15 protein-coding genes are annotated in these 25,657 nt (G+C 73.9%); 9 read left to right on the top strand and 6 right to left on the bottom strand.

Annotated elements, in window-relative coordinates; all coding sequences use genetic code 11:
• Positions 1–5: 5 nt before the first annotated feature.
• Positions 6–1,415, top strand: a complete 1,410-nt coding sequence (locus ANAEK_RS15710) for an NAD-dependent succinate-semialdehyde dehydrogenase (RefSeq protein ID WP_012527117.1) — start codon at positions 6–8, stop codon at positions 1,413–1,415.
• Positions 1,416–1,418: 3 nt separating this feature from the next.
• On the opposite strand, the gene ANAEK_RS15705 is transcribed toward ANAEK_RS15710, so the two are convergent.
• The gene (locus ANAEK_RS15705; RefSeq protein ID WP_012527116.1) at positions 1,419–3,098 is read right to left on the bottom strand and encodes an acyl-CoA dehydrogenase family protein; all 1,680 of its coding nucleotides are present in this window, start codon (positions 3,096–3,098) and stop codon (positions 1,419–1,421) included.
• A 329-nt stretch (positions 3,099–3,427) separates the two neighbouring features.
• Between ANAEK_RS15705 and ANAEK_RS15700 the strand changes: the two genes are divergently transcribed.
• Positions 3,428–4,714 (top strand): zinc-ribbon domain-containing protein, encoded by a 1,287-nt coding sequence (locus tag ANAEK_RS15700; RefSeq protein WP_012527115.1) that lies wholly within the window; start codon positions 3,428–3,430, stop codon positions 4,712–4,714.
• A gap of 21 nt (positions 4,715–4,735) precedes the next feature.
• On the opposite strand, the gene ANAEK_RS15695 is transcribed toward ANAEK_RS15700, so the two are convergent.
• The 3 genes from ANAEK_RS15695 to ANAEK_RS15685 form a co-directional block, all read right to left on the bottom strand.
• Positions 4,736–5,809 carry an HNH endonuclease gene (locus ANAEK_RS15695; protein WP_012527114.1) on the bottom strand — a complete coding sequence of 358 codons (1,074 nt, stop codon included), beginning with the start codon at positions 5,807–5,809 and terminating at the stop codon, positions 4,736–4,738.
• 754 nt (positions 5,810–6,563) lie between these two features.
• Positions 6,564–7,913, bottom strand: a complete 1,350-nt coding sequence (gene gdhA, locus ANAEK_RS15690) for an NADP-specific glutamate dehydrogenase (RefSeq protein WP_012527113.1) — start codon at positions 7,911–7,913, stop codon at positions 6,564–6,566.
• 220 nt (positions 7,914–8,133) lie between these two features.
• Entirely contained in the window at positions 8,134–11,772 is a 3,639-nt protein-coding gene (locus tag ANAEK_RS15685; RefSeq protein WP_012527112.1) for a DUF3683 domain-containing protein, read from the bottom strand.
• A gap of 258 nt (positions 11,773–12,030) precedes the next feature.
• Here ANAEK_RS15685 and ANAEK_RS15680 point away from each other — a divergent pair, with 258 nt between their 5' ends.
• The 3 genes from ANAEK_RS15680 to ANAEK_RS15665 all read left to right on the top strand — a co-directional run bounded on the left by ANAEK_RS15680 (position 12,031) and on the right by ANAEK_RS15665 (position 16,647).
• Positions 12,031–12,432 carry a bacteriohemerythrin gene (locus ANAEK_RS15680; protein WP_012527111.1) on the top strand — a complete coding sequence of 134 codons (402 nt, stop codon included), beginning with the start codon at positions 12,031–12,033 and terminating at the stop codon, positions 12,430–12,432.
• Between the two features lie 61 nt (positions 12,433–12,493).
• Positions 12,494–12,895, top strand: a complete 402-nt coding sequence (locus tag ANAEK_RS15675) for a bacteriohemerythrin (RefSeq protein ID WP_012527110.1) — start codon at positions 12,494–12,496, stop codon at positions 12,893–12,895.
• Between the two features lie 305 nt (positions 12,896–13,200).
• Positions 13,201–16,647: a pyruvate carboxylase gene (locus ANAEK_RS15665; protein ID WP_012527109.1), complete on the top strand. Its 3,447-nt coding sequence runs from the start codon at positions 13,201–13,203 to the stop codon at positions 16,645–16,647.
• Between the two features lie 62 nt (positions 16,648–16,709).
• On the opposite strand, the gene ANAEK_RS15660 is transcribed toward ANAEK_RS15665, so the two are convergent.
• Positions 16,710–18,380, bottom strand: coding sequence for a hypothetical protein (locus tag ANAEK_RS15660; RefSeq protein ID WP_012527108.1), 1,671 nt, complete (start codon positions 18,378–18,380; stop codon positions 16,710–16,712).
• 248 nt (positions 18,381–18,628) lie between these two features.
• Here ANAEK_RS15660 and ANAEK_RS15655 point away from each other — a divergent pair, with 248 nt between their 5' ends.
• Both ANAEK_RS15655 and ANAEK_RS15650 read left to right on the top strand, forming a co-directional pair.
• Positions 18,629–20,467, top strand: coding sequence for a 2-oxoacid:acceptor oxidoreductase subunit alpha (locus ANAEK_RS15655; RefSeq protein ID WP_012527107.1), 1,839 nt, complete (start codon positions 18,629–18,631; stop codon positions 20,465–20,467).
• A 2-nt stretch (positions 20,468–20,469) separates the two neighbouring features.
• A complete protein-coding gene (locus ANAEK_RS15650; RefSeq protein ID WP_012527106.1) occupies positions 20,470–21,519 on the top strand; it encodes a 2-oxoacid:ferredoxin oxidoreductase subunit beta in 1,050 nt (349 codons plus the stop codon).
• On the opposite strand, the gene ANAEK_RS15645 is transcribed toward ANAEK_RS15650, so the two are convergent.
• Positions 21,520–22,764, bottom strand: a complete 1,245-nt coding sequence (locus tag ANAEK_RS15645; RefSeq protein WP_012527105.1) for a hypothetical protein — start codon at positions 22,762–22,764, stop codon at positions 21,520–21,522.
• Between the two features lie 106 nt (positions 22,765–22,870).
• Here ANAEK_RS15645 and ANAEK_RS15640 point away from each other — a divergent pair, with 106 nt between their 5' ends.
• Positions 22,871–23,839, top strand: coding sequence for a quinone oxidoreductase (locus ANAEK_RS15640; protein ID WP_012527104.1), 969 nt, complete (start codon positions 22,871–22,873; stop codon positions 23,837–23,839).
• A 128-nt stretch (positions 23,840–23,967) separates the two neighbouring features.
• The gene (locus ANAEK_RS15635; protein WP_012527103.1) at positions 23,968–25,608 is read left to right on the top strand and encodes an AMP-binding protein; all 1,641 of its coding nucleotides are present in this window, start codon (positions 23,968–23,970) and stop codon (positions 25,606–25,608) included.
• Positions 25,609–25,657 lie beyond the last annotated feature (49 nt).

Here is a 25,657-nt window from a genome sequence, read left to right as displayed (position 1 = left end):
CGCCCATGGCCACCATGTCGTCGGTGAACCCCGCCACCGGTGAGGTGCTCGCCCGCTTCGACGAGATCGCCGACGCCGAGCTGGAGCGGCGGCTCGCGCTCGCGGCCGCGACGTTCCGGTCCTGGCGCCGCGTCCCGCTCGCGGAGCGCGCCGGGCGCATGCAGCGCGCCGCGGAGGTCCTGGAGGCGCGCAAGGACGCGCTCGGCCGGACCATGACGCTGGAGATGGGCAAGACGCTCCGCTCGGCGGTGGCCGAGGCCGAGAAGTGCGCCTGGGTCTGCCGCTTCTACGCCGAGCACGCGGAGCGGTTCCTCGCCGACGAGGTGCTCCCCTCGAGCGCCGCGCGGTCGTACACCCGGTGCCTGCCCATCGGGCCGGTGCTGGCGGTGATGCCCTGGAACTTCCCCTTCTGGCAGGTGTTCCGCTTCGCCGCGCCGGCGCTCATGGCCGGCAACGTCGGCGTGCTGAAGCACGCGTCCAACGTGCCGCAGTCGGCGCTCGCCATCGAGGCGGTGTTCCGCGAGGCCGGGTTCCCGGAGGGCTGCTTCCAGACGCTGCTGGTCGGCTCGTCGCGGGTGCAGCGCATCGTGGAGGACCCGCGCATCGCGGCGGCCACCCTCACCGGCAGCGAGGGCGCGGGCAGCGCGGTGGCCTCCGCGGCCGGCCGCGTCATCAAGAAGACCGTGCTGGAGCTGGGCGGCAGCGACGCGTTCGTGGTGATGCCGTCCGCCGACCTGGACGCGGCGGTGGCCACCGCGGTCACCGCGCGCACCATCAACAACGGCCAGTCCTGCATCGCGGCCAAGCGCTTCATCGTCCACGAGGCGATCTCCGAGCGCTTCGAGCAGGCGTTCGTGAAGCGCATGGCCGCGCTGAAGGTGGGCGACCCGCTCGACGCCGCCACCGACGTCGGGCCGGTGGTGAGCGAGGCGGAGCTCCGGAAGCTCTCGGAGCAGGTGGACGCGGCGGTGAAGGCGGGAGGGCGGCTCCTGCTCGGCGGGGCGCCGTCGGGCGGACGCGGGTTCTACTACCCGCCCACCGTGATCGCCGACGTGCCGCCCACCTCGCCGTCCTACCGCGAGGAGATCTTCGGCCCGGTGGCGCTGCTGTTCCGCGCGCGCAACGTCGACCAGGCCATCTCCATCGCCAACGACGTGCCGTTCGGCCTCGGGTCGAGCGTCTGGACGCGCGAGCCGGCCGAGCGCGACCGCTTCGTGGACGAGCTGGAGGCGGGCGCGACGTTCGTCAACGCGATGGTCGCCTCGGATCCGCGGCTCCCGTTCGGCGGGGTGAAGCGCTCGGGGTACGGCCGCGAGCTGGCGCGCGAGGGCATCCGCGAGTTCGTGAACCTCAAGACGGTCGTGCTGCAGGACGCCGCCGCGGCGGCGGGGCAGCCCGGCGCGGCCATGGAGTAGCCGTCAGGCGTCGGGCGCGGCGACGAGCAGCGCCGAGTCCTCCAGGTCCTCGCCGGCGGGGCCGAGCAGGTCCACGCCGTTGCGGGCGAACCGGCGCGCCGCGGCCGTCGCGCGGCGCCCGCGCCCGGCGTCGAGGGCCCACTGCGCGTGCGCAGCGAGGTGGGCGAGCGCCAGCGTCCGCCCGAGCGTGAGCGCCAGCCGGCGCGCTCCCGCCTCCCGCACCTCCGGGGCGTCGCCCGCCGCGAGCGCGGCCCGCGCCCGGGCGAGCGCGCCGGTGGCGGCCTGCACCGCCGGGCGGAGCGCCGGGTCGCGCGCCTGCGAGAGCCGCTCCTGGATCTCCGCCGCCAGCGCCTCGGCCGCGCCCTCGGCGGCGAGCGCGCGCTGCGCCTCGAGCGCGAGGACGTTCGTGGTCCCCTCCCAGATCGGCAGCACCTGCGCGTCTCGGAGCAGGCGCGGCAGGCCGGTGTCCTCCACGTAGCCGGCGCCGCCGAACGCCTCGATCGCGTCGGAGGCGACCGCCACCGCCTGCTTCCCGGTGGTGAGCTTCGCGAGCGGCGTCACCGCGCGGAGCAGCGCGCGCGCGCCCGCATCGGCCTCGCCCGCCTCGGCGCGCCCGAGCAGCTCCACCGCGCGGAACGCGAGCAGGAACCCCGCCTCGCGCTCGGCCTCGAGGGCCGCCAGCGTGTCGGCGTGGAGCGGGCGCGCCCGCAGCGGCGTCCCGAAGGCGCGCCGCCGGCCGGCGTAGTCGCGCGCCAGCGCGACCGCGCGCGCCATGTACGCGGCCGCGACGAGCGCGTTCCAGGTGCGGGTCACGTTCAGCATGGGGCTGATGGCGCGCACGCCGCCAGAGAGCCCCACCACCGGGAGCGCCAGCGCCCCGTCCAGCGTCAGCTCGGCCGTGGGGAGCTTGCGCGTCCCGAGCTTGTCCTTCAGCCGGTTCACCAGGATCCCGTTCGATGCGCCGTCCGGCAAGCGCGTCTCCAGGTAGAACAGGGCCAGGCCCGCCGAGCCGGGCGGGTTGCCCTCGGGGCGCGCCAGGGCGAGCGCCATCTCCGCGGTGGTGGCGGAGCTGAACCACTTCGTGCCCCAGAGCCGGAACGCCTCGCCGTCGGGGCGGGCCACCGTCTCGGTCCCGGACACGTCGGAGCCGCCGGCGCGCTCGGTCATCCACTGGCCGCTCGTCCACGTGCGCGCCGGATCGCGGGAGGTGAGGCGCGGGACGGCCCGCTCCACCAGCGCGCGCGGGGCGAGGTCGAGCAGCGTGCGCGCCGCGCCGTCCGTCATGGCGAGCGGGCACGCGTACACGTCCATCGAGGGCTCGAGCAGGTACACCATCGCCATCTGGTGCACGCGCGAGAGGACGCCGTGGCGCCGCTCGTAGGCCGCCGCCACGAGCCCATGGCGTGCGGCGAGCCGGGCCGCCTCGCGCCACAGCGGCGTGGGCTCGATGCGGTCCACGCGGCGCCCCCAGGGATCCCACTGCACGAGGGTGGGCTCCACCAGCCGCTCGGCGAGCTGCTGCGCCGCGAGCGGGCCCGATGCGAGCGCGCCAAGCTCGCGCAGCTCCGGCGAGATCTCGGACAGGACCTCCGGCGGCAGCGTCCTCGCGAGATACTCCTGCAGGAGCGGGTCGGCGTCGAAGGCGTGCGGCAGGACCGGGGGATCCTGGTGGAAGGCGGTCATCCCGAGCCGATAACGCCGGACGGGCCGCGGGGCAGCGCCAGGCCCGGACGCCCCCTCTGCGCGCGCCCGAAAGGAACCCGATGCACCCCTCGCGAGCCCGCCAAGGATGGGGCTCGGCGGGATGGGATTCACGGTGCGTCACGACCCGGCTCCGGCCGGCGCGGCTGCAGGGTTTGGAGGACAGGAGGTGGTGGGCGCGGGCGTCTGGGCGCGGGCGTCATGGTGCGGCAGGAGGCGAGGGGTAGCCCGGGGGGCGCGGCGCGGTCCCGCGGGCATGCGACAGGGACCGTTGCTTGCGCAGCGCGCGATCGCGCCGGTAGGATCCCCGCGTGAAATTCTCCTGCGACCGGTGCGGCAAGCGGTACGCGACCGCGGACACGCCCGTGCCCGGGCGCGTGTACAAGCTCAAGTGCCGGGCGTGCGGGCACGTCATCGTGCTGAAGGGGCCCGCCGCCGGTGCGGACGGCACCCCGGCCGGCGCGCCCCCGCGTCGCGCCGCGGTTCCCCCCGCCGCCCCACCACCGCGGCCCGCGCCGACCCCGGCGCCGACCGCCACCGCGGTGGAGATCCCGTCCCCGCCTGCTCCCGAGGACGAGAGTGCGCCCCCGCCCGCGGTCGATGCCGTCGAGCCCGTTCCCCCCGCCCCGCCAGCGCCGCCCGCCGAGCCGCCGCTGCCGCAGGCGTTCGACGAGAGCGGTGCCAGGCCCGTCCCCGCCGCGTCCGCTCCCGACCCGCGCGCCGAGCCCGAGCCCAGCGACGCCGGCTACGTCGATCTGTTCGAGGAGGGTTCGCTGGGCGACGGCACCGGCCTCCCGCTCGCCCGCGGCCCCCGCTCCGGCCCGCCGCCGTCCGGTGACGAGGGGACCGGAGAGCTGCCCGCGGTGGAGGCCGAGCCTGCGGTGCCCCCCGCGCCGCCGCTGCCCACGCCTCGCGTTCCAGATCTCCCCCGGCCACCCACCGAGCAGCGCGGCGCCCCGCTGAAGCTCATCGGGATCGGCGTGCTGGTGATGCTCGGGATCGTGGCGGTGGCCGTGTGGCGCGGCGCCGGCCGCACCGGGGCCGCGCGCCCGCCCGGCCCCGCCAGCGCGCCCGCCGCGAAGGCCCCCGAGGCTGCTCCCGCGCCACTGCCCCCGGCGCCGGTCACGCCCGAGCCGGCGCCCGGCGGCGCAGCTCCACCGGCGCCCGGCACCGAGGCTCCGGCCGCAGCCCCCGCGCCCGAGCGAGCCGCGCCGGCGCCAGGCCCCGCCGCCGAGCCCGCCCGCCCGTCTCGGGCCCAGGCCACGCCCCCCGCGGCCGCCGACGACGCAGGCGAGGCGTCCGCCGGCCTCACGCCCGAGCGCATCCAGCAGGTGATCGCGACCTCGCGGCCGCGGTTCGACGCCTGCCTCGCCCAGGCGCGCCCCGCTCGCGGGCTGGCGCTGGATGGACGCACCGTGAACCTGCGCGTCGCCATCACGCCCGCCGGCGCGGCCACGTACCCCACGTTCGACGACGTGACCATCGGGTCCACCGAGCTCGGCGCCTGCCTGAAGTCCGCCGCGCGCCAGATGGCGTTCCCGCGGTTCGAGGGCGAGCCCGTGCGGATCGAGGTGCCGATCACGCTGCCGAAGCGGTAGCCGCCAGGGCGCGCGAGCACCTCAGGGCGAGCCGCCGCGGCGTCTCGGCGCGTACGCGTCCATCAGGGCGTCTCCGAGCACCCGCCGCGCCTCCGCCAGGTTGTGCCCCTTGCAGCGGATGCGGAGGTTCTCGACCGTCGAGGCCCCGCCGCGCGCGAGCGGCACGACATGGTCCAGCTCGAGCCGGTGCGTGGACCCGCATGGCTCGCCGGACGGGAGCACGAAGGTGCAGCGCCCGCCGTCCCGCTTCCAGACCTCCCGGCGCACGTGGGCCGGGATGTGATCCGGCTTCGAGGGCCGAACGGTCTTCTGCGGCCGAGCCGTGAGCCCCGTGCGCCGGCCGCGCTCCGCCAAGAGCTGGTCGAGCGCCGCCTCGAGGACGTCCTCGCGGGAGGCGCCCGGCATGGCGTGGGACAGTGCGTCCCGCGCGGCGTCGAGCTTCTCGAGGAACGCCCTGGAGACGGTGAGGTGCATGCGGGCCTGTTCCCCGTCGAGCCAGTCCACCGAGCTGGGCTTCGGAACCGGTGGCGCGGCGCACGGAGCCGGGGCGAGCTCCGGGGCGACCGCCGGTTCGGGTGGCGTTTCATGCGCATGAAGTAAAACGACCCGGATGGATTCCGGCGACGCCGCGTCGCGCGCGGCCGCCTCCGGGATCGCCGGAGCCACAGCGGCCCGGAGCGGAACCACGACCTCGCGCCGGGGCGGGTTCTCCACCGGTCGGATCGAAGCCGCCACCGCCGCCGCATCCCGGCTCGACAGCCCGAAGAACCGCGGCAGCACCTCGTCGCAGTTCTCGGTGGTCACCACCTTGGCCAGCTCGCAGACGGAGGACAGGCAGAGCTTGCCCTCGCGCAGCGCGTCTTCGACCGCCGGGTACCGTTGGATGAGCTCCGCCGCGGTCTTGCGAAGCTGGGCCGAGCCCGCCGAGAGCTTCAGCTCCCGATGGAGGAAGGAGAAGAGCGAGGTATGCCCCCGGTCCCGCCAAAGCCCTCGGCGGTCGAAGTCCGCCAATGCCACCAGGAACTCCGCCATGGCGTGGCGCTCCGAGCGGAGCAGCGAGGCGAGACGCTTCGTGAACTCGAGTGCGGTGTCCATCAACGAAGCATCGCACGCGATTTCCGCGCTCCGTGAAACGCGCCAGGATGGCCCAGGACGAGAGAACGCGGCCAGGGGTCCGCGACCCCTCGGCGCACCGACGAACGCCGCAGCACCACTCTGCGCGAGCGCGGAGGCCCTGTGCGCCAGCGCGTTCGTCCACCGGAGCCGCCCCGAGCCCAAACCCGTCAAGCATTCACCCATAGACAAACGGGTGCAGCCGCGCTCCACGGCACCGCCCGTGCCTCGCGCCCCTCGCGCCCCTCGCGCCGAGCCCTCGCGTCCCTCGCGCCCCGCGTCCCTCGCGTCCCTCGCGTCCCTCGCGTCCCTCGCGTCCCTCGCGTCCCTCGCGTCCCTCGCGTCCCTCGCGTCCCTCGCGTCCCTCGCGTCCCTCGCGTCCCTCGCGTCCCCCGCGCCCCCCGCGCCCCCCGCGCCCCCCGCGCCCCCGCGCCCCCGCGCCCCCGCGCCGAGCCCCGCGCCGCGTCCCGCGCTCCGCCCGCGCGCCTCTCGCAAGCCGATCCCCGCAGCCCCGGTTCCGGTCACGCGCAACCGCCCCGACCGCCATTGCACCCTCATTGCCCCGAAGAAGCACGAAGCGCCCGTTCCCCCGACCCCCGCCGCCCCCTCATTGCCGCCTTCCCGCACCTTCGCAGGCCGCGCCCCCCACGAACAGAAAAGGCCCGGCGTCGCCGCCGGGCCCTCGAACCACGAAGCCTCGCCCCGCCGCGGCGGGACGGAGCCCACGCGCTCAGGATCAGATCAACCCGTGCGCCACCATCGCCTTCGCCACCTTGATGAACCCGGCGATGTTCGCGCCCACCACGTAGTTGCCCGGGGCGCCGAACTCCTCGGCGGTCTCGTAGCAGTTCTGGTGGATGTTCTTCATGATGTTCGCGAGCCGCTTCTCGGTGTACTCGAACGTCCAGCTGTCGCGGGTCGCGTTCTGCTGCATCTCGAGCGCGCTCGTGGCGACGCCGCCGGCGTTGGCGGCCTTGCCCGGCCCGTAGGAGATCTTCGCGTCGAGGAACACCTTGATGCCCTCGGGCGTGGTGGGCATGTTCGCGCCCTCGCCGACCGCGATGCAGCCGTTCTTCACCAGCGTCTTGGCGTCGTGGCCGTTGATCTCGTTCTGGGTGGCGGACGGCATCGCCACCTGGCACGGGATCTCCCAGATGTTCCCGCCGGCGACGTAGCGCGCGTGGCTGCGGTACTCGACGTAGTCCTTGATGCGGCGCCGCTCGACCTCCTTCAGCTGCTTCACCAGGTCGAGGTCGATGCCCTTCTCGTCGAGGATGTAGCCGTTGGAGTCGGAGCACGCGACCACGCGGCCGCCGAGCTGGGTGATCTTCTCGATGGTGTAGATGGCCACGTTGCCGGAGCCGGAGACCACGCAGCGCTTGCCGTCGAAGGAGTCCTTCCGGACCTTCAGCATCTCCTCCACGAAGAACGTGGCGCCGTAGCCGGTCGCCTCGGTGCGGACCAGCGAGCCGCCGTAGTCGAGGCCCTTGCCGGTGAGCACGCCCGCCTCGTAGCGCGAGGTGAGGCGCTTGAACTGACCGTACATGTAGCCGATCTCGCGGCCACCCACGCCGATGTCGCCGGCGGGCACGTCGGTGGTGTCGCCGATGTACCGCCACAGCTCGGTCATGAAGCTCTGGCAGAACCGCATGATCTCGTTGTCCGACTTGCCCTTCGGGTCGAAGTCGGAGCCGCCCTTGCCGCCGCCGATGGGCAGGCCGGTGAGCGCGTTCTTGAAGATCTGCTCGAACCCGAGGAACTTGATGATCCCCAGGTAGACGGACGGGTGGAAGCGCAGGCCGCCCTTGTACGGCCCGAGCGAGCTGTTGTACTGGACGCGGAACCCGCGGTTGACGTGGACCTCGCCGCGGTCGTCCTGCCACGGCACGCGGAAGATGATCTGCCGCTCCGGCTCGCAGATGCGCTCGATGATCTTGCGCTCGCGGAACTCGGGGTACTTCGCGAGGACCGGCCCGAGCGTCTCGAGCACCTCGCGCACCGCCTGGTGGAACTCGGCCTCGCCCGGGTTGCGGCGAAGCACGTCCTGGTACATCGACTCCAGCCTCTCATCCATCTTGTTGGTCATGCTCTCCCTTTCGTTGCGGGCGCGATCCCGCGTTCGAAGATCGGGCAGTCTGCACGCATCGCAGGCACCTGAGAAGGGGCCGGGCGGGAAATCGACTGATCCGATCGAGGGAGGGCGGCGCGGCGGCGCGGCGGTCGATCACCATGGGTGAACGCAGCCGGTGCGCGCGCGCGCGCACCGGCGCCGCGCGGCGGCGCCGGCGGGGAGGGACGGCGCCGCCTCAGAAGTGCACGGCGTGCGCGCGCGCGGCGTTCGACCGGAACAGCTCCAGCCAGCCCGGACCGCTGATGCGCTCCGCCAGCGCGATGGCGAGGTGCTTGGGCTGGACGCCGATGGGCGTGTTGCGGCCCAGGCCCTGGACGCAGGACGGGCAGTTGGTGAGCACCGTGGCGCCGCCCGGCCGCGTCTCGAGCGCCTCCGCGAACGCGGCGCGCTTGCGGTGCAGCATGGCGTCGGTGATGTCCGGCCGCGAGAGCGTGAGCGTCCCGGCCTCGGAGCAGCAGTGCGGCACCGCCTCCACCTTGCCGAAGCCGCCGAGCTTCACCAGCACCTCCTGCGCCTTGCCGTCGAGCGAGTCGTGGCAGGGCGCGTGGTACAGGAAGTCGCCGGAGCCCTCCAGCCGCAGGCCGCGCTCCAGCGCGTAGCGGGTGACGTCCACCAGCCGGCCGCCGAAGAGCTGGCCCGCCTCCATCTCCGCCAGCCCCTCGCGGCAGGTGCCGCAGGTCACGATGCAGCCGTCGAACTGCAGGTGCGCGAACATGTCGCGGATCTGGCTGAACAGGATCGTGTCGCGCAGCATGGTCTGCGAGTGCGTGTCCGCCTTCCCGTTCACCTGCTGCGGGAACCCGCAGCACATGAACGGCGGCGGCAGGATCACCCGCGTGCGCAGCTGGGTGAGCACGTGCAGCGCGGCCATCGAGATGTGCGACTGGAGCCGCTCCGAGCCGCAGCCGGGGAAGTAGAAGACGGTCCGCTCCGCCTCCGCGCCGCCGTCCGGCTCGAACACCAGCACCTGGTCCTGCTCGCACGCGGGGATCACGTCGCGCAGCGTCTCGGGCGGCGCGGGCGGCATGGGCGCGCGCAGCAGCTGGAGCGGGTAGAGCCGCGGCGCGGCGTCCTCCGGCTGGAACGGCGCGGTCACCTCGCAGCCGGCCCGCTGCAGCGCGCCGCCGATCTGCACCACGCCGGCGCGGAACAGCTTGTTGTAGGTGGGCGACCGGCTGTCGAGGTAGCCGAGCGTGGCGCGGGTCGCCGCGGTGGAGTGCTTGTAGCCCCAGCTCGCCAGGATCTCGCGCTCCAGGATCGACACCTTGCCGGAGTCGATGTCCACGGGGCAGGGCTTCAGGCACTTGTGGCAGATGGTGCAGTGGTCGGCGATCTCCTCCAGCCACCGCAGCAGCTCGAAGCGCGTGGAGCGCTTGCGCTGGGCGTCGTAGAGCAGCGCCTCGATGAGCGAGCCGATCGCCAGGTTCTTGTTGCGCGGGTGGAAGAACATGCCGCGCGCCGGGTGGTAGACGCAGCAGTCCGGCTTGCACTTGCCGCACCGGACGCAGTGCGCGATGGCGCGGGCCAGCTCCTCCAGCTGCCCGTGCTTGAGGATGCGCGCCTCGAGCTCGAGGAGGTTGAACGAGGGCGTGAAGACGCGGTCGAGCACGTCCACGTCCTCGAGCTTGCCCGGGTTCATCAGGCCGCCGGGGTCCACGTCGCGGCGGTGCGCCGACAGCTCCTCGATGCGCTCGGGCTCGAGGTACTTGAGCTTGGTGATGCCGATGCCGTGCTCGCCGGAGACCACGCCGCCGAGCGAGACCACCTTCTCCATCACCACGTCGAGCACGTGCTCGGTCCGCCGCAGCATGGGCCGGTCGTTGGACAGCACCGGGATGTTCACGTGGACGTTGCCGTCGCCCGCGTGCATGTGCGTCGCGAGCACCACCAGGCGGTCGCGCACCTCCTGGTGCGCGCGGTCCACCGCGCGGGTCAGCTCCGGCCAGCCGCGCATCAGCTTCGCGAGGTCGCGGCGGAAGTCCTCCAGCAGCGCCAGCGCGCGCAGGTCCTTCGGCCCCGCGCGCGAGATGGCGTCGCGGGCGCGGGCGCAGCGCTCGAGCGCGGCGGGGATCTTGCCGGCCAGCCACTCCGGGTCCTCGCGCGGCGGCTCGGTGCTCCGCAGGAGCTCCTCGGCCCGGTCCACCAGCCGTCCCTGCGCGTACCGCTCCTCCTCCACGTTCATGTCCTCGACGAACCGCGCGAACCCGGCCAGCTGGTCGAGCGGGAGGACGATGTCCTCGTTCATCTTGAACGCGTTGGTGCGCCGGGCGATGGCGCCCAGCTTCTTGCGGTCGGCCCAGAAGCGCTTGCCCTCGGCCGCGTCGCGCGCCTCGAACAGCTCGGTGTTGGGGTGCTCGTCGAGGATGCCGCGGATGGTGCCCACGCCGCGCGCCGCCTCCTCGGCGGAGTGGCCCACCACGTCGATGAGCAGCACCGCGCGCGGCGTCTCGGCCCGCGCCGCCTTCACCTTGTAGTCGATGGCGCGGACGTACTCGTCGTCGAAGTGCTCGAGCGCGGTGAGCGTCTCCTTGCCGTCGTTCGGGAACGGGAACGCGCGGGCGAGCTGCAGGATCACCCGCGAGGCCTCGTCGAAGTCCGGCCCGAAGAACTCCAGGCACAGCGTCCGCTTCACCTCGAACTCGGGGTAGAGGATGAACTCCGCCGAGGTGATGACGCCGTCGGTGCCCTCCTTCTGCAGGCCCGGCACGCCGCCCAGCGCCTTGTTGGTGATGTCCTTCCAGAGCCCCTTCTTGCGGACGTCGGCGCCGCGCAGCGCGACCGTCTTCACCACCGCGCCGTCCTGGTCGGCCACCTGGAAGGTGACGGTGTCCTCCGGGAGGATCTTGCGCAGCGGGTGATCGGTGCGCCGGACGGTCCAGAGCCGGCCCGACGGCATCGCCATCCGCCAGGAGATCAGGTTGTCGATGCAGGTGCCCCACTGCACGCAGTCCTTGCCGCCGGCGTTCTCGGCGATGTTGCCGCCGATGGTGCAGGCCCAGGCGCTGGTGGGGTCGGTCGCGAACACCAGGCCGCGCGCGGCGGCGTGCTCCATGGCGGTCTCGGTGACCACGCCCGCCTCGAGGTCCACCACCTGCGCCGCCGCGGTCCGGCCGTCCGCGAGCGTGAACGCGCGCTCGGAGACGCCGCGGATCCGGTTCAGCTTCTCGGTGTTCACCACCACGCAGCCGGGCCGCAGCGGCACCGCGCCGCCGGTGAGCCCGGTGCCGCCGCCGCGCGGGATGGCCTTCAGGCCCAGCCGCGCGATGCCCGCCAGCACCGGCGCGACCTGGCGCTCGTCGTCGGGCATCACCACCGCGACCGGCAGGTGCAGGCGCCAGTCGGTGGCGTCGGTGGCGTGCGACACCAGCGTGAACGGGTCGAACAGCACCGCGTCCTTGCCCACCACCGCGCCCAGCTCGCGCAGCATCCGCCGCCGCAGCTCGGGGGTCCCCTCCACCTCCTGGCGGAAGGCCACCAGGAGCTGCCGGCTCTCCGAGAGGACCTCCAGCACCCGGGCCTCGCCGTTCGCGTTCCGCTCGACCAGGCCGAGGTCGGTCTCGATGTTCGAGAAGAAGCGCCGGCGCCGGGCGCGGGACTCGACCAGCTCCTGGAACAGGAACGGGTTGCGCCGGTGGATGAGGATCTCGCCGAAGAACCGCATCAGCAGGCGCGCGCTGCGGCCGGTGACGCGGAGGCCGCGCAGCTCCTCGAGCTTCTGCCAGACGTGCGGACCGAGCAGGTGGGAGATGGCCTGCCGGTCGTCGGCCGAGGTGTAGTTGAACGGGATCTCGCGGGGGGAGGTGCTGGCCGTCATCGTCGAGGTGCCTTCGGAGGGGTTCCACGGCCCCATGTGGAGCGGAACTGGCGAAGATAGCAGCTTTCGTGCCGCGCGTCTTCGCCGGACGCCCTGCTTTTTCGCGGGGTTGGCTCCACCTCGCGCGGCGCGGAACCGGCAAGGTTTTCGCGCACGCGCACGCTTGGGGACAGGGGTGCGCGGTCGCCGGGACGAGGGACTACCCCGAATGCGCCGGCCGGGGGACTGTGCCGCCGGGGGAGTCGAGGGGGAAACCGGATGAGCGCGCGCTGGAGCCCGGCGCTGGAGCTCGGTCACGACGTGATCGACCGGCAGCATCAGGAGCTGTTCCGCAGGTACGAGTCGCTGGTGCAGGCCATGGCGCGCGGGGACCGCGCCGAGGTGGCGCCGCTGTTCGAGTTCCTGGGCAGCTACGTGGTCGAGCACTTCGCGGACGAGGAGCGGCTCATGTCCGAGACCGGCTTCCCCGGCCTGACCGTGCACAAGGCCTCGCACGACCGCTTCGTGCGCGAGTACCACGCGCTCCGCGAGCTGTTCGAGCGGGCCGGGCCGAGCGCCGCCATCACGGTGCGGGCGGAGACCTGGATCGCCGACTGGCTGGCCACGCACATCGGCGCGACCGACGCCCACCTGGCGCGGCACCTGCGGGGAAGCCGGTGACCGGGGCTGCGGCGCCGGGGCCGTGGCGGCGGGGACCGCGACCGGGGATACTGGGCGCCCCATGGTGATCGAGTGGACGCCGTCGCTCTCGGTGGGGGTGGCCGAGATCGACGCCCAGCACCAGGAGCTGTTTCGCCGCGCCGAGCGGCTGATCGTGGCGCTGCGCGCCGGCGACCGGTCCGAGGTCCAGCCGCTGCTCGAGTTCCTCGCCGACTACGTGGTCGAGCACTTCGAGGCGGAGGAGCGGGAGATGCGCGCGGTGGGGTTCCCGGAGTACGCCGCGCACAAGGCGGCCCACGACGCGTTCCGGCGCGACTTCGAGGACCTGGCGGGTGAGGTCCAGCGCAGCGGCGCCAGCCCGCTCGCCGCGCTCACGCTGCACAACTGGATCTCCGACTGGCTCCGGCGCCACATCGCCGGCGTGGACCAGGAGCTCGGGCGGTACTTGCTGGCGCGCGGGTAGCGCGGCGCCGCGTCGCCGCGATCCGCTCCGGCGCGTTCACGATCGGTCTCGTCGACCGCTCAGGTCGCCGACCGGAGAATCAGGCGGGAGCCCTGCGACGCCCCTCGACACGGTGCGGCAGGCTGTGCTCCACTTCGCACCCGACGCCGAACCGCTGGACCGAGCCGAGCCCGCGACGCCCGACTTGATCCTCGACGCCCCGTTCCTCGCCCGCCCCGAGCGGACGGCGATCGCCATCGACCCTCGACCCCGCCAACGGCGCGCGCCTCGCGTGCGCGCGCCGCCTCGTCGTCCCGGAGCCCGACATGACGATCCCGTTCAAGCGCGTGATGGCAGCGAACCGCGGCGAGATCGCGATCCGGATCTTCCGAGCCTGCACCGAGCTCGGCATCCAGACCGTCGCGATCTACTCGGAGGAGGACCGCCTCTCCCTGCACCGCTACAAGGCCGACGAGGCGTACCTGGTGGGCAAGGGGAAGCCGCCCATCGACGCCTACCTCGGCATCGAGGAGATCGTGGAGCTGGCGAGGCGGCTGGAGGTGGACGCGATCCACCCCGGCTACGGCTTCCTCTCGGAGAACCCGGAGTTCTCCGAGGCGTGCGAGCGCGCCGGCATCGCGTTCGTCGGCCCGACCTCCGAGATGCAGCGCAAGCTGGGCGACAAGGTGGCCGGCCGCAAGGCCGCGCAGGCCGCCGGCGTGCCGGTGGTCCCCGGCACCCCCGAGCCCATCCTCCACGACGAGGAGGCGCTCATCTTCGCGAAGCAGCACGGCTACCCCATCATCATCAAGGCGAGCGCCGGCGGCGGCGGCCGCGGGATGCGCGTGGCGCGCAGCCAGAAGGAGCTGCTGGAGGGGCTGGTCTCGGCGCGCAGCGAGGCGCGCGCCGCGTTCGGCAACCCGGCGGTGTTCCTGGAGCGCTACATCGAGCGCCCCAAGCACATCGAGGTCCAGGTGCTGGGCGACCACCACGGCGAGCTCGTCCACCTGTTCGAGCGCGACTGCTCCATCCAGCGCCGCCACCAGAAGGTGGTCGAGTTCGCGCCGTCGCTCGCGCTCACCGAGGCGCAGCGCGAGGCGATCTGCGGCGACGCGCTGAAGATCGCGCGATCGGTGAGCTACCGGAACGCCGGCACGGTGGAGTTCCTGGTGGACCCGCAGGGGCGCCACTACTTCATCGAGGTCAACCCGCGCATCCAGGTGGAGCACACGGTCACCGAGAGCATCACCGGCCGGAACCTGGTGCAGGCGCAGCTCCTGGTGGCGCAGGGCAAGCGGCTCTCCGACCCGGAGATCGGGATCGCGCGGCAGCAGGACGTGCAGCGGCGCGGGTTCGCGGTGCAGTGCCGCATCACCACCGAGGACCCGCAGAACGGCTTCGCGCCGGACTACGGCGTGCTGAAGGCGTACCGCTCGCCGGGCGGCTTCGGCGTGCGGCTCGACGCGGGCTCGGCGTTCACCGGCGCGGTGATCACGCCGCACTACGACTCGCTGCTGGTGAAGATCACGACGTGGGGGCTGACGCTCGACGCCGCGGCGCACGTGATGGACCGGTCGCTGCAGGAGTTCCGCGTCCGCGGCGTCAAGACGAACATCGCGTTCCTCGAGAACGTGATGCGGCACCCGGTGTTCCTGTCCGGCCGCTGCGACACCTCCTTCATCGAGGACCACCCCGAGCTGCTGGCGCAGTCGGAGCGCAAGGACCGCGGGACGAAGCTGCTGCGCTACCTCGCCGACGTGACCGTGAACGGCTCGCCCGGCGTGTCGCGCGCCACGCGCCCGGCGGAGCTCCGCGAGCCGCGCCTGCCGAAGGTGGACCTGACCCGCCCGCGGCCCAAGGGCACCCGCGACGTCCTGCTGGAGCGCGGTCCGGAGGGGCTGGCGCGCTGGGTGCTCGCCGAGAAGCGGCTGCTGTTCACCGACACGACCATGCGCGACGCGCACCAGTCGCTGCTCGCGACGCGGGTGCGCACCCACGACCTGCTCCGCATCGCGCCCGCCACCAGCGTGCTCGGCGCCGGGCTGTTCTCGCTGGAGATGTGGGGCGGCGCCACGTTCGACGTGGCCATGCGCTTCCTGCGCGAGGACCCCTGGGAGCGGCTGCACAAGCTGCGCAAGGAGGTCCCGAACGTCCTGTTCCAGATGCTGCTCCGCGGCTCGAACGCGGTCGGCTACACGAACTACCCCGACAACGTCGTCGAGCGCTTCGTGGAGGAGGCGGCGAGGTCCGGGATCGACGTGTTCCGCGTGTTCGACTCGCTGAACTGGACCCGGGGCATGAAGGTCGCCATGGAGGCGGTGCGCCGGCAGGGCAAGGTGTGCGAGGCGGCCGTCTGCTACACGGGCGACATCGACGACCCGAGGCGCGACAAGTACCCGCTCGACTACTACGTGAAGCTCGCGAAGGAGCTGGAGCGGATGGGCGCCCACTTCCTCGCGGTGAAGGACATGGCGGGCCTGCTGAAGCCGTTCGCCGCCGCGAAGCTGGTGAAGGCGCTGAAGGACGCCGTCGGCCTCCCGGTGCACCTCCACACGCACGACACCTCCGGCGTGGCCTCCGCCACGCTGCTCGAGGCGACGAAGGCCGGCGTGGACGTGGTCGACGCGGCGCTGTCGCCGCTCTCCGGCCTCACGGCGCAGCCGAACCTGAACTCGCTCGCGGCCGTGCTGGAGGGGAGCGCCTGGGACCCGAAGCTCGATCGCGGCGGGCTGCAGCAGCTCGCGAACTACTGGGAGACGGTGCGGGACTATTACGCGCCGTTCGAGTCGGGCCTGAAGAGCGGGACGGCCGAGGTCTACCGGCACGAGATCCCGGGCGGCCAGTACTCCAACTACAAGCCGCAGGTGGCCGGGCTGGGCCTCCTCGACAGGTGGGAGGAGTGCAAGGACATGTACCGCAAGGTGAACCTGCTGTTCGGCGACATCGTGAAGGTGACGCCGTCGTCGAAGGTGGTCGGCGACATGGCCATGTTCCTGGTGAAGAACGGGCTCGAGCCGGAGGACCTGTTCACCGACAAGGCGAGCGAGCTCGCGTTCCCGGAGTCGGTGGTGGGGCTCGCCCGCGGCATGCTCGGCCAGCTCCACGGCGGGTTCCCGGAGCGGCTGCGCGAGATCGTGCTCCGCGGCCAGGAGCCCATCACCTGCCGCCCGGGCGAGCTGCTCGAGCCGGCCGACTTCGAGGCCGAGCGGCGCAGGGCGGCGGAGCGGGTGGGGCACCCGGTGGATGACAAGGCGCTCGTGTCCTGGCTGCTCTACCCCAACGTCTGGCCGGAGCTCTCGCGCCACCGCGAGGCGTTCTCCGACACCTCGGTGGTCCCGACGCCGGTGTTCTTCTGGGGCCTCGAGCCCGGCCAGGAGACCAGCGTCGAGATCGAGCCCGGCAAGACGCTCATCGTGAAGCTCGTCTCGATGGGCAAGCTGGAGAAGGACGGGACCCGCGACCTGATCTTCGAGCTGAACGGCGAGGGGCGCACCATCAACGTGCGCGACGCCTCCGCCGCGCAGGCGTCGGCGGCGCGGGTGAAGGCGGAGCGCGGCAACCCGGCGCACGTGGGCGCGCCCATGCCGGGCAAGGTGCTGAAGGTGAACGTGAAGCCGGGCGACGAGGTGAAGGCCGGCGCCGTGCTGCTCGTCACCGAGGCGATGAAGATGGAGACGAACGTCAAGGCGAAGGGCGACTGCCGCATCGCCGAGGTCCGCTTCAAGGAGGGCGACAAGGTCGAGAAGGAGGACCTGCTGCTCGTCCTCGGGTGATCGCCCGCTGAAACGTGAGGGGCGGCCCCCGCGCGGAGCCGCCCCTCACCCCCGTCCGTGCACTACGGCCGGTACACCCCGCCGTCGAGCGGCTTCACCGCGCCGTCGATGGTCACCGCGCCGGCCGCGCCGGCCGGCGTGCCCGCGCCGCCGCGGGCGGTGAGCGGCGCCGCCACCACGGTCGCCGCGGTGGCGGAGGCCAGGTCGACGGTCCCGCCGACGCCGCCCGCCATCGCGGACGACGCGCCGCCGTCCACCGCCACCGCGCCGCAGGCGACCTGCGAGCCAGCCAGCTGGACGTGGCCGCCCACGCCGCCCTCGCCGGCGCCCCCGGCGCCCCCGGCGGCGCGGAGCGCGGCCTCGACCGCGATGCCGTCCGCGGCCACCGCCGCCGCCGAGATCGTCGGCGCGCTCGCGCCGTCGACCCCGATCCAGCCGCCGTTCCCGCCGCCGTCGGCGCCGTCACCGCCGCCCGCGTCCACCGCGCCGGTCCCCACCTCGACGCGCACGTCGCCGTCGGCGAAGCCCTCCTGCCTCACCACCACCGCGCCGGCGTCGCCGCCCACGGTGCCGTCGCCGCCGCCCGAGTCGAGCTGGGCGAGCACCACCGCCCGCACCGCGCCGGTCGAGCCGGTCGCGAGCACCTGCACGCCGCCACCGGCGCCGCCGGGCCCGTTCGCCGCGCGCCCGCCGCGCGCCCGCAGCACGCCGGCCACGAGCGCCCGGCCGTCCGACGCCTCGAGGGCGGTCCCCGCGGCGCTGCCGCCGGGGCCGTCCACGGTGGCCGCGCCACCCGAGGCGTCCAGCTCGCCCGCGCTGAAGGTGTCGCCCACGGCGCAGCCGGACAGGTACACGTACCCGCCGTCGCCGCCGCCGCTGGTGCCGTTCCCGCCGCGCGCGACGATGCGGCCGAGGTTGTGGGCGTCGCAGGTGCCCGCCTCGCCCCAGATGCCCCACAGCGAGGCGGCGATCGCGGAGCCGCCGGCGCCGTCGGTGCCCTCACCGCCGGACCCGTCGATGATCCCGGTGTTCACCAGCGGCCCGTCGGAGGCGCCGAGATCGAGCTCGCCGGCGTGGCCGCCGGAGGTGCCGCGGCCGCCGCGCGCGAGGATGGCGCCCGCGTTCACGATGGCGCCCGAGGTGCGCACGGTCACGCCGCCCGACCCGAGCCCGTCACCGGCCGAGTCCGGCGGCGTGCCGTCGATCCGGCCGCTCGCGGAGACGTGCAGCGCGGCGGCGCGGAGCGAGATCGTCGCGGTGGACTGGCTGGCGTCGTACAGGGTGGTGAGGACGGTGCCGTCCACCCGGATCGCGCCGTCCACCAGCAGGTACGCCACGGCGGATCCGTCCGGATCCAGCGTGAGCGTCGCCCCCGCCTTCACCCAGAGGCCGGTCGCCGGGTTCGCGCCGTCGTCGCCCAGGATCGGGCCCGCGGCGAGCAGCGTCGTGTCCGAGGAGAGGGTCCGCGGGTTCGCGCCCAGGTCGGGCGCGGGCACGATCGGGATGGCGAGCGCGGGCGGCGCGACGCCGGGGCGAAGCGAGACGCCGCCGCCCGGCGTGACCGAGACGATGAACGCGCCGCCACCGCCGCCGGTGCTGGTGCGGCCGGTCCCGCCCCGCGCGCTCACGGCGGGCGTCGCGGCGGACGGGCCGTCGCCGCCGCCGCTCGAGCAGGCGGCCAGCGCGAGCGCGCAGGCGAGGGGAAGGGAGGTCCTCAGGTCGAGACGGATCAAAGGTGCTCCTCGGGGCCCGCCCGCGGAGCGCGGGCTCGAGCGGGGGCAGGAGTGCCCGCCGCGACGGCGCCGGGCAAGCGGACGCGCGGGGGCCTGCCCGGGGGGCCAGTGGGCCGGGACGCGGACGCGAGGCGCGAGCACGGGATGCCCGCGCGGGTCGCCGACGGGTACCGACCCGGGGGCTGGCTGGCGCGGCCCCCACGCCCCGTTATCTCCGTCCCGTCGATCTCTCGTGCACCCGGAGCGCCATGCTCGAGCACAGCACTGCAGCGGGGGAGGCGGGGGCCGGCCGCGCGTCCCAGCCTCCGCTCGTCAACGATTTCTCCATCCAGGTCGCCACCGCGAACGGCTCGGGCTCGCAGAGCTCGAACACCGTGCTGCTGCGGTCGCTGTTCCAGATGGGCATCCCGGTCTCGGGCAAGAACCTGTTCCCCTCCAACATCGCGGGGCTGCCCACCTGGTACACGGTGCGTGCGTCCCGGGACGGCTGGACCGCGCGCAAGAAGGAGATCGACCTGCTGGTCGCGATGAACCCGGAGACCGCGCGCGAGGACGTGCGCGCGCTCTCGCCGGGCGCAGCCGTGGTCTACGACGCGCCCCTCGCGCTCGCCTCGCTGCGAGACGACCTCGTGTTCTACCCGGTCCCGTTCGACGAGGTGATCGCGCCGGTCGCGAGCGAGGCCCGGCTCCGGAAGCTCCTGCGGAACATGGCGTACGTGGGCGTGCTGGCGCGGCTGCTCGGGATCGAGATGGGCGAGGTCGAGCGCGCCATCGGGCGCGTCTTCGGGCAGAAGGCGCGGGCCCGCGAGCTGAACGTGGCCGCGGCGCGCGCCGGCTTCGAGCACGCCGGCACGCTGGAGAAGCGCGACCGCCTCTCGGTCCGGCGCATGGACGCGACCGCCGGGAAGATCATCGTGGACGGGAACTCCGCCGCGGCGCTCGGGGCGCTGTTCGCCGGCGTCACCGTGGTGGCCTGGTACCCGATCACGCCGTCGTCCTCGCTGGTCGAGACGCTCATCGGCCACCTCCGCGAGCACCGCGTGGACGCGGACGGCCGGGCCACCTACGCGGTGGTCCAGGCCGAGGACGAGCTGGCGGCGGTGGGCATGGCGATCGGCGCCGGCTGGGCGGGCGCGCGCGCCATGACCGCGAGCGCGGGCCCGGGGCTCTCGCTGATGGCCGAGTTCGTCGGGCTCGCCTACTACGCCGAGATCCCGGTCGTGATCTTCGACGTCCAGCGCGTCGGCCCGTCCACCGGCCTGCCCACCCGCACGTCGCAGGGCGACGTGCTCTCCACCGCGTTCCTCTCGCACGGCGACACGCAGCACGTGCTGCTGTTCCCGGGCTCGGTGGAGGAGTGCTTCGCGATGGGCGTGGAGGCGTTCGACGTCGCCGAGCGGCTGCAGACGCCGGTCTTCGTGATGACCGATCTCGACCTGGGGATGAACAACTGGATGGCGGACCCGTTCCCGTACCCCGACCGCCCCATCGACCGCGGCAAGGTGCTCTCGAAGGAGGACCTCGAGCGGCTGGGCGGCTTCGCCCGCTACCGCGACGTGGACGGCGACGGGATCGGCTGGCGCACGCTGCCGGGGACCGATCACCCGCGCGCCGCGTACTTCACCCGCGGCACCGGCCACGACGACGCGTCGGCGTACAGCGAGAGCCCGGCGGTCTTCGAGCAGAACATGGCCCGGCTGGCGCGGAAGCTCGACGGCGCCCGCGCGCTCCTGCCAGCGCCGGAGCGGCACGGCGGCGGCAGCGCGAAGGTGGGCATCATCGCGTACGGCTCGTCCCACCCCGCCATCCTGGAGGCGCGCGCGCAGCTCGCGGCCGAGGCGGGCCTCGAGACCGACTACCTGCGCGTCCGCGCCTACCCGTTCTCGCGGGAGGTGGAGGCGTTCGTGCGCGCGCACGAGCGGGTCTACGTGGTCGAGCAGAACCGCGACGGCCAGCTCGCCGCGCTGCTGAAGCTGGATCTCCCCGCCGAGCTGGTGCCGCGGCTGCGCGGCATCGCCCACGTGCACGGGCTCCCGCTCGACGCGCGCTCGGTGACCGACGAGCTGCTGGCGAAGGAGGCGAGGTGACCATGGCCGCTCCCGTTCCCCCCGGCGCCGCCGCCCCTCGCCAGAACCGCCTCGGCCTCGCCATCGCGGACTACAAGGGCGGCAAGACCACCCTGTGCGCCGGCTGCGGGCACAACGCCATCTCCGAGCGCCTGCTCGAGGCGATGTTCGACCTGGGCGTCCCGCCGGAGCGGGTGGCCAAGTTCTCCGGCATCGGCTGCTCGTCCAAGACGCCCGCCTACTTCATGAGCCGCTCGCACGCGTTCAACGCCGTGCACGGGCGCATGCCGGCGGTCGCGACCGGCGCCCTGCTCGCGAACCGGACGCTCGTCGGCGTGGGCGTGTCCGGCGACGGCGACACCGCGTCCATCGGCATCGGCCAGTTCGCGCACCTCATGCGGCGCAACCTGCCCATCCTCTACGTCATCGAGGACAACGGCGTGTACGGCCTCACCAAGGGCCAGTTCTCCGCCACCGCCGACGTCGGCTCGCGCCTGAAGAGCGGCATCGCGAACGAGCTGCCGCCCATCGACACCTGCGCGCTCGCCGTCCAGCTCGGCGCCACCTTCGTCGGCCGCTCCTTCTCCGGCGACAAGCGCCAGCTCTCGGCCATGCTCAAGGCGGCGCTCTCGCACCGCGGCACCGCCATGCTCGACGTGCTCTCGCCCTGCGTCACGTTCAACGATCACGAGGGCTCGACGCGCTCGTTCGCCTACGTGAAGGAGCACGACGCGCCGCTGCAGGAGCTGTCGTACGTGCCGGCGTTCGAGGACGTGACCGTGGACTACGATCCCGGCACCACGGTGGACGTCGAGCTGCACGACGGCGCGCACCTGCGGCTCCGCAAGCTCGAGGAGGGGTTCGACCCCCGCGACCGGACCCGGGCGGTGGCGCGGCTGATGGAGGCGTCCGCCCGCGGCGAGGTGCTCACCGGCGTGTTCTTCGTGGACGCGAAGGCGGCCTCGCTGACCGACCAGCTCCGGATGGTGGAGGCGCCGCTGGCGACGCTGCCGGAGGCGCGGGTGCGGCCGCCGCGGGCGGTGCTCGACGAGATCATGGCGTCGCTGCGCTGATCAGCGCGCCAGGAGCCGCGGCCAGACGCGCCAGCTGCAGGCGCCCTGCGCGTCCTGCTGCGACACCGTGCCGTCCCAGCCCTGGTCCACCGCGCCGGTGGTGCAGGCGCCGGCGCCCGGCCGGCGGAGCCAGATCCGCCCGCACAGGCGCCCCGAGGGCGCGCGCAGCTCGATGGCCTGGGCGCAGTCCGCCGCGGCCGCGCCGGGCGGCGGCAGCAGCGCGTAGCCCGCGTTGCCGCGCGTGAAGCGCAGGCTCCACCCGGCGCGGCCGGCCAGCCACCCGGGGAGCGGCGCGCTGGTGGTGGCCAGCCGTGGGTAGACCCGCCGGAACGCGCCGTCGGCGCGCAGGGCGAGCGCGCCGTCGAGCAGCGGCACCAGCTCCAGCTCGTGCCGGAGCGCGCCCGAGCCGGTGAGGTCGGCGGAGCGCTCGACCAGCTCGCCCGCGGCGAGCGCGCCGCCGGCGCCGTCCAGCCAGGCCACGTCCACCCAGGCCGAGCGCTGCCACACCGCGAGCGCCTCGCCGCCGCGCGAGACGCCGCCCACCAGGAACGTCACGTCGGACTCGCTGCGCGCGCCGAAGCGGGCCGGCTCGGCCCAGCGCGGCGCGCCGGCCGCGTCGAAGCGCTGGGCGTGGAGCGCGCTCCAGTGGTTGCCGGCGACGGCGGTGTCGGCGACCAGCGCGAGCGCGCCGCCGGACGGATCGCCGGCCAGGCTCGCGCCGCGCAGCACGGCCAGCGCCGGATCGGAGGACACGGCCTCGGCGCCCGCCGCGGCGCCGTCGCTCGCGAGCGCGACGACGCGCACCGCCGGGCCGCCCGGGGCGGCGTCGTCCTGAACCAGCCCGAGCCAGCCCGAGGGCTGCGTCAGGAGCGGCCGGGCCCGGAACGTGCGCCCGGGCGCGCCGCCCGGGTCGAACACCTGCCAGCTCGTGCCGCCGGCGTCGCGCGCCGACGCGGCCACCTGCCCGGTCCCATCCGACAGCGCCGCGCCGCAGGTCGCGTCCGCCGGCGCGGCGCGCGCGAGGGTCACCGGCTCGGGCGCACCGTCCGGCACCAGGCCGGCGCACTCGCCGGACGCGTCCAGCCGCTCGATGGTGAGCGCGGCGGAGGGCGCGGCGGAGGGCGGCGTGGGGACCGGGTCCGGCGCCCCCGGCGGCGGGGGGATCGCGGCGGGCGGCGCAGGAGCGGGGCCGCCCCCTCCGCAGGCGAGCGAGAGGGCGAGCACGGCGGGGAGGGCGGTGCGCACGGGCCGAATCTCGGCACGCCGCCCCGCCCGCGCCTGCCCGCCTGCCCGCCCGGCCTGCGGCGAACCGGGCGGTGCGCGCGAATGGCGGCCGGGTTAGGAGGGATGCATGCGCGCGATCCGGTTCCACGAGCACGGCGGCCCCGAGGTCCTGAAGCTGGAGGACGTCACCTTGGGTGATCCCGGGCCGGGCGAGGCCCGGCTCCGCATCGCCGCCGCCGGCGTGAACTTCGTGGACGTGTACCAGCGGTCCGGCCTGTACCCGATGCAGCTCCCGGCCGGCCTGGGCGTCGAGGCGGCGGGGCGGGTGGAGGCGGTGGGCGCGGGCGTGGACCACGTCCGCCCGGGCGACCGCGTCGCGTTCGTCGGCGGGCCGGGCTGCTACGCCGAGGCGCGGGTGGTCCCGGCCGACCGGCTGGTGCGCCTGCCCGACGCGATCTCCGACCGCACCGCGGCCGGCGCCATGCTGAAGGGGCTCACGGCGCAGGTGCTCATCCGGCGCACCTACCCGGTGAAGGCGGGCGACGTGGTGCTCTGGCACGCGGCGGCGGGCGGGGTCGGGCTCATCGCGATCCAGTGGCTGAAGGCGCTCGGCGCGACCGTGATCGGCACGGTGGGCAGCGACGAGAAGGCGGCGCTGGCGCGGGCCCACGGGTGCGACCACGCCATCGTGTACACGCGCGAGGACTTCGTGGCGCGGGTGCGGGAGATCACCGGCGGCGAGGGCGTGCCGGTGGTGTACGACTCGGTCGGCAAGACCACCTTCGCCGGCTCCATCGACTGCCTGCGGCCGCTCGGCATGATGGTGACGTTCGGCAACGCGTCCGGGCCGGTGCCGCCGCTGGACCCGCTGCTGCTCTCGCGCAAGGGCTCGCTGTTCCTCACGCGGCCGAGCGTGTTCACCTACGTGGCGCGGCGGGCGGACCTGGAGCGCAGCGCCGCCGAGCTGCTCGAGGTGGTCGGGAGCGGGGCGGTGAAGGTGGAGGTCGGCCGCGCGCTCCCGCTGGCGCAGGCGGCCGAGGCGCACCGCGCGCTGGAGGCGCGCGCCACCACCGGCTCGCTGGTGCTCGAGCCGTAGCCGGCGCGGCGCGGCGCGGTCCTCGCGACGATCGTGGGTGACGCGCGGCGTCGCGCACGCACACCCTTCCACCCGGGCCCGCGCGCGTCTAGGATTCCGCCCCCGTTTCCCCTCCCGGAGGCAGAGCCTTGAACGCACCATCCTACGTCAGCGGGCCGTCCACCACGCCGCTCCTCGGCGAGACCATCGGCGAGAACCTGCGCCGCACGGTGCAGCGGTTCCCGGATCGCGACGCGCTGGTGTCGGTGTACCAGGGCTACCGCGCGACGTACCGGCAGTTCTGGGAGGAGACGTCGCTGGTGGCGCGCGGGTTGCTGGTCCGCGGCGTCAAGAAGGGCGACCGCGTCGGCATCTGGGCGCCGAACCGGTACGAGTGGGTGGTGATCCAGTACGCCTCGGCGCGCATCGGCGCGATCCTGGTCAACATCAACCCGGCCTACCGCGTGCACGAGCTGGAGTACGCGCTCAAGCAGTCGGGCGTGTCCACGCTGCTGCTCGCGCGGACGTTCCGCAACGCGGACTACGTGGCCATGGTGCGCGACGTGCGGCTCCGCTGCCCCGAGCTGCGCCAGACCATCGTCATCGACGACGAGTGGGGCGCCCTCAAGCACGACGCGCTGCGCTTCAGCGAGGAGGAGCTGGCGCGCCTCGAGCGCGACCTCCAGTTCGACGACCCCATCAACATCCAGTACACCAGCGGCACCACCGGGTTCCCGAAGGGCGCCACCCTCTCGCACCACAACATCGTCAACAACGGCTTCTTCATCGGCGAGTTCCTGCGCTACACCGACGCCGACCGGGTGTGCATCCCGGTGCCGTTCTACCACTGCTTCGGCATGGTCCTCGCCAACATGGCCATCACCACGCACGGCGCGGCCATGGTGATCCCGCTCGACAACTTCGACCCGCTCACGGTGATGCGCACCGTGCAGCAGGAGCGCTGCACCGCGCTGTACGGCGTGCCCACCATGTTCATCGCGGAGCTCGATCACCCGGAGTTCCAGGCGTTCGACTTCTCCTCGCTGCGCACCGGGATCATGGCCGGCTCGCCCTGCCCGGTGGAGGTGATGAAGAAGGTCCAGAAGGACATGCACATGCCGGAGGTCACCATCTGCTACGGCATGACCGAGACCTCGCCGGTGTCGACGCAGTCGCGCACCGACGACCCGCTGGAGAAGCGGGTGACCACGGTGGGCCAGGTCCACCCGCACGTCGAGATCAAGATCGTCGATCCCACCACCGGCCGGATCGTGCCGCGCGGCACGCCCGGCGAGCTGTGCACCCGCGGCTACTCGGTGATGCTCGGCTACTGGCGCGATCCGCACGCCACCCGCGAGGCCATCGACGACGGCCGCTGGATGCACACCGGCGACCTCGCCACCATCGACGAGCACGGCTACGTGAAGATCGTCGGGCGCATCAAGGACATGGTGCTGCGCGGCGGCGAGAACATCTTCCCGCGCGAGGTGGAGGAGTTCCTCTACACGATCCCGGGCGTCTCCGACGTGCAGGTGATCGGCGTGCCCGACGTGAAGTACGGCGAGGAGCTGATGGCCTGGGTGAAGCTGCGGCCCGGCGTCTCGCTCACCGGCGACGAGATGCGCGCCTACTGCAAGGGCAAGATCGCGACCTACAAGATCCCGCGCTACTACAAGTTCGTGGACGCCTTCCCGATGACGGTCTCAGGCAAGGTCCAGAAGTACAAGATGCGCGAGACCGCCATCCAGGAGCTGGGCCTCCAGCAGGCGGCCTCCATCGAGACCGCGTGAGCGCCGGGGCGCCGGGGGACGCGCACCCTCGCACGGTGCCCGGGCGCCC

It is taken from the genome of Anaeromyxobacter sp. K (assembly GCF_000020805.1).
In the GTDB taxonomy this organism is placed as follows: Bacteria; Myxococcota; Myxococcia; order Myxococcales; family Anaeromyxobacteraceae; genus Anaeromyxobacter; species Anaeromyxobacter dehalogenans.
Note: the sequence above shows the minus strand (reverse complement) of the source record. Positions and strands in the feature narration are given on the sequence as shown.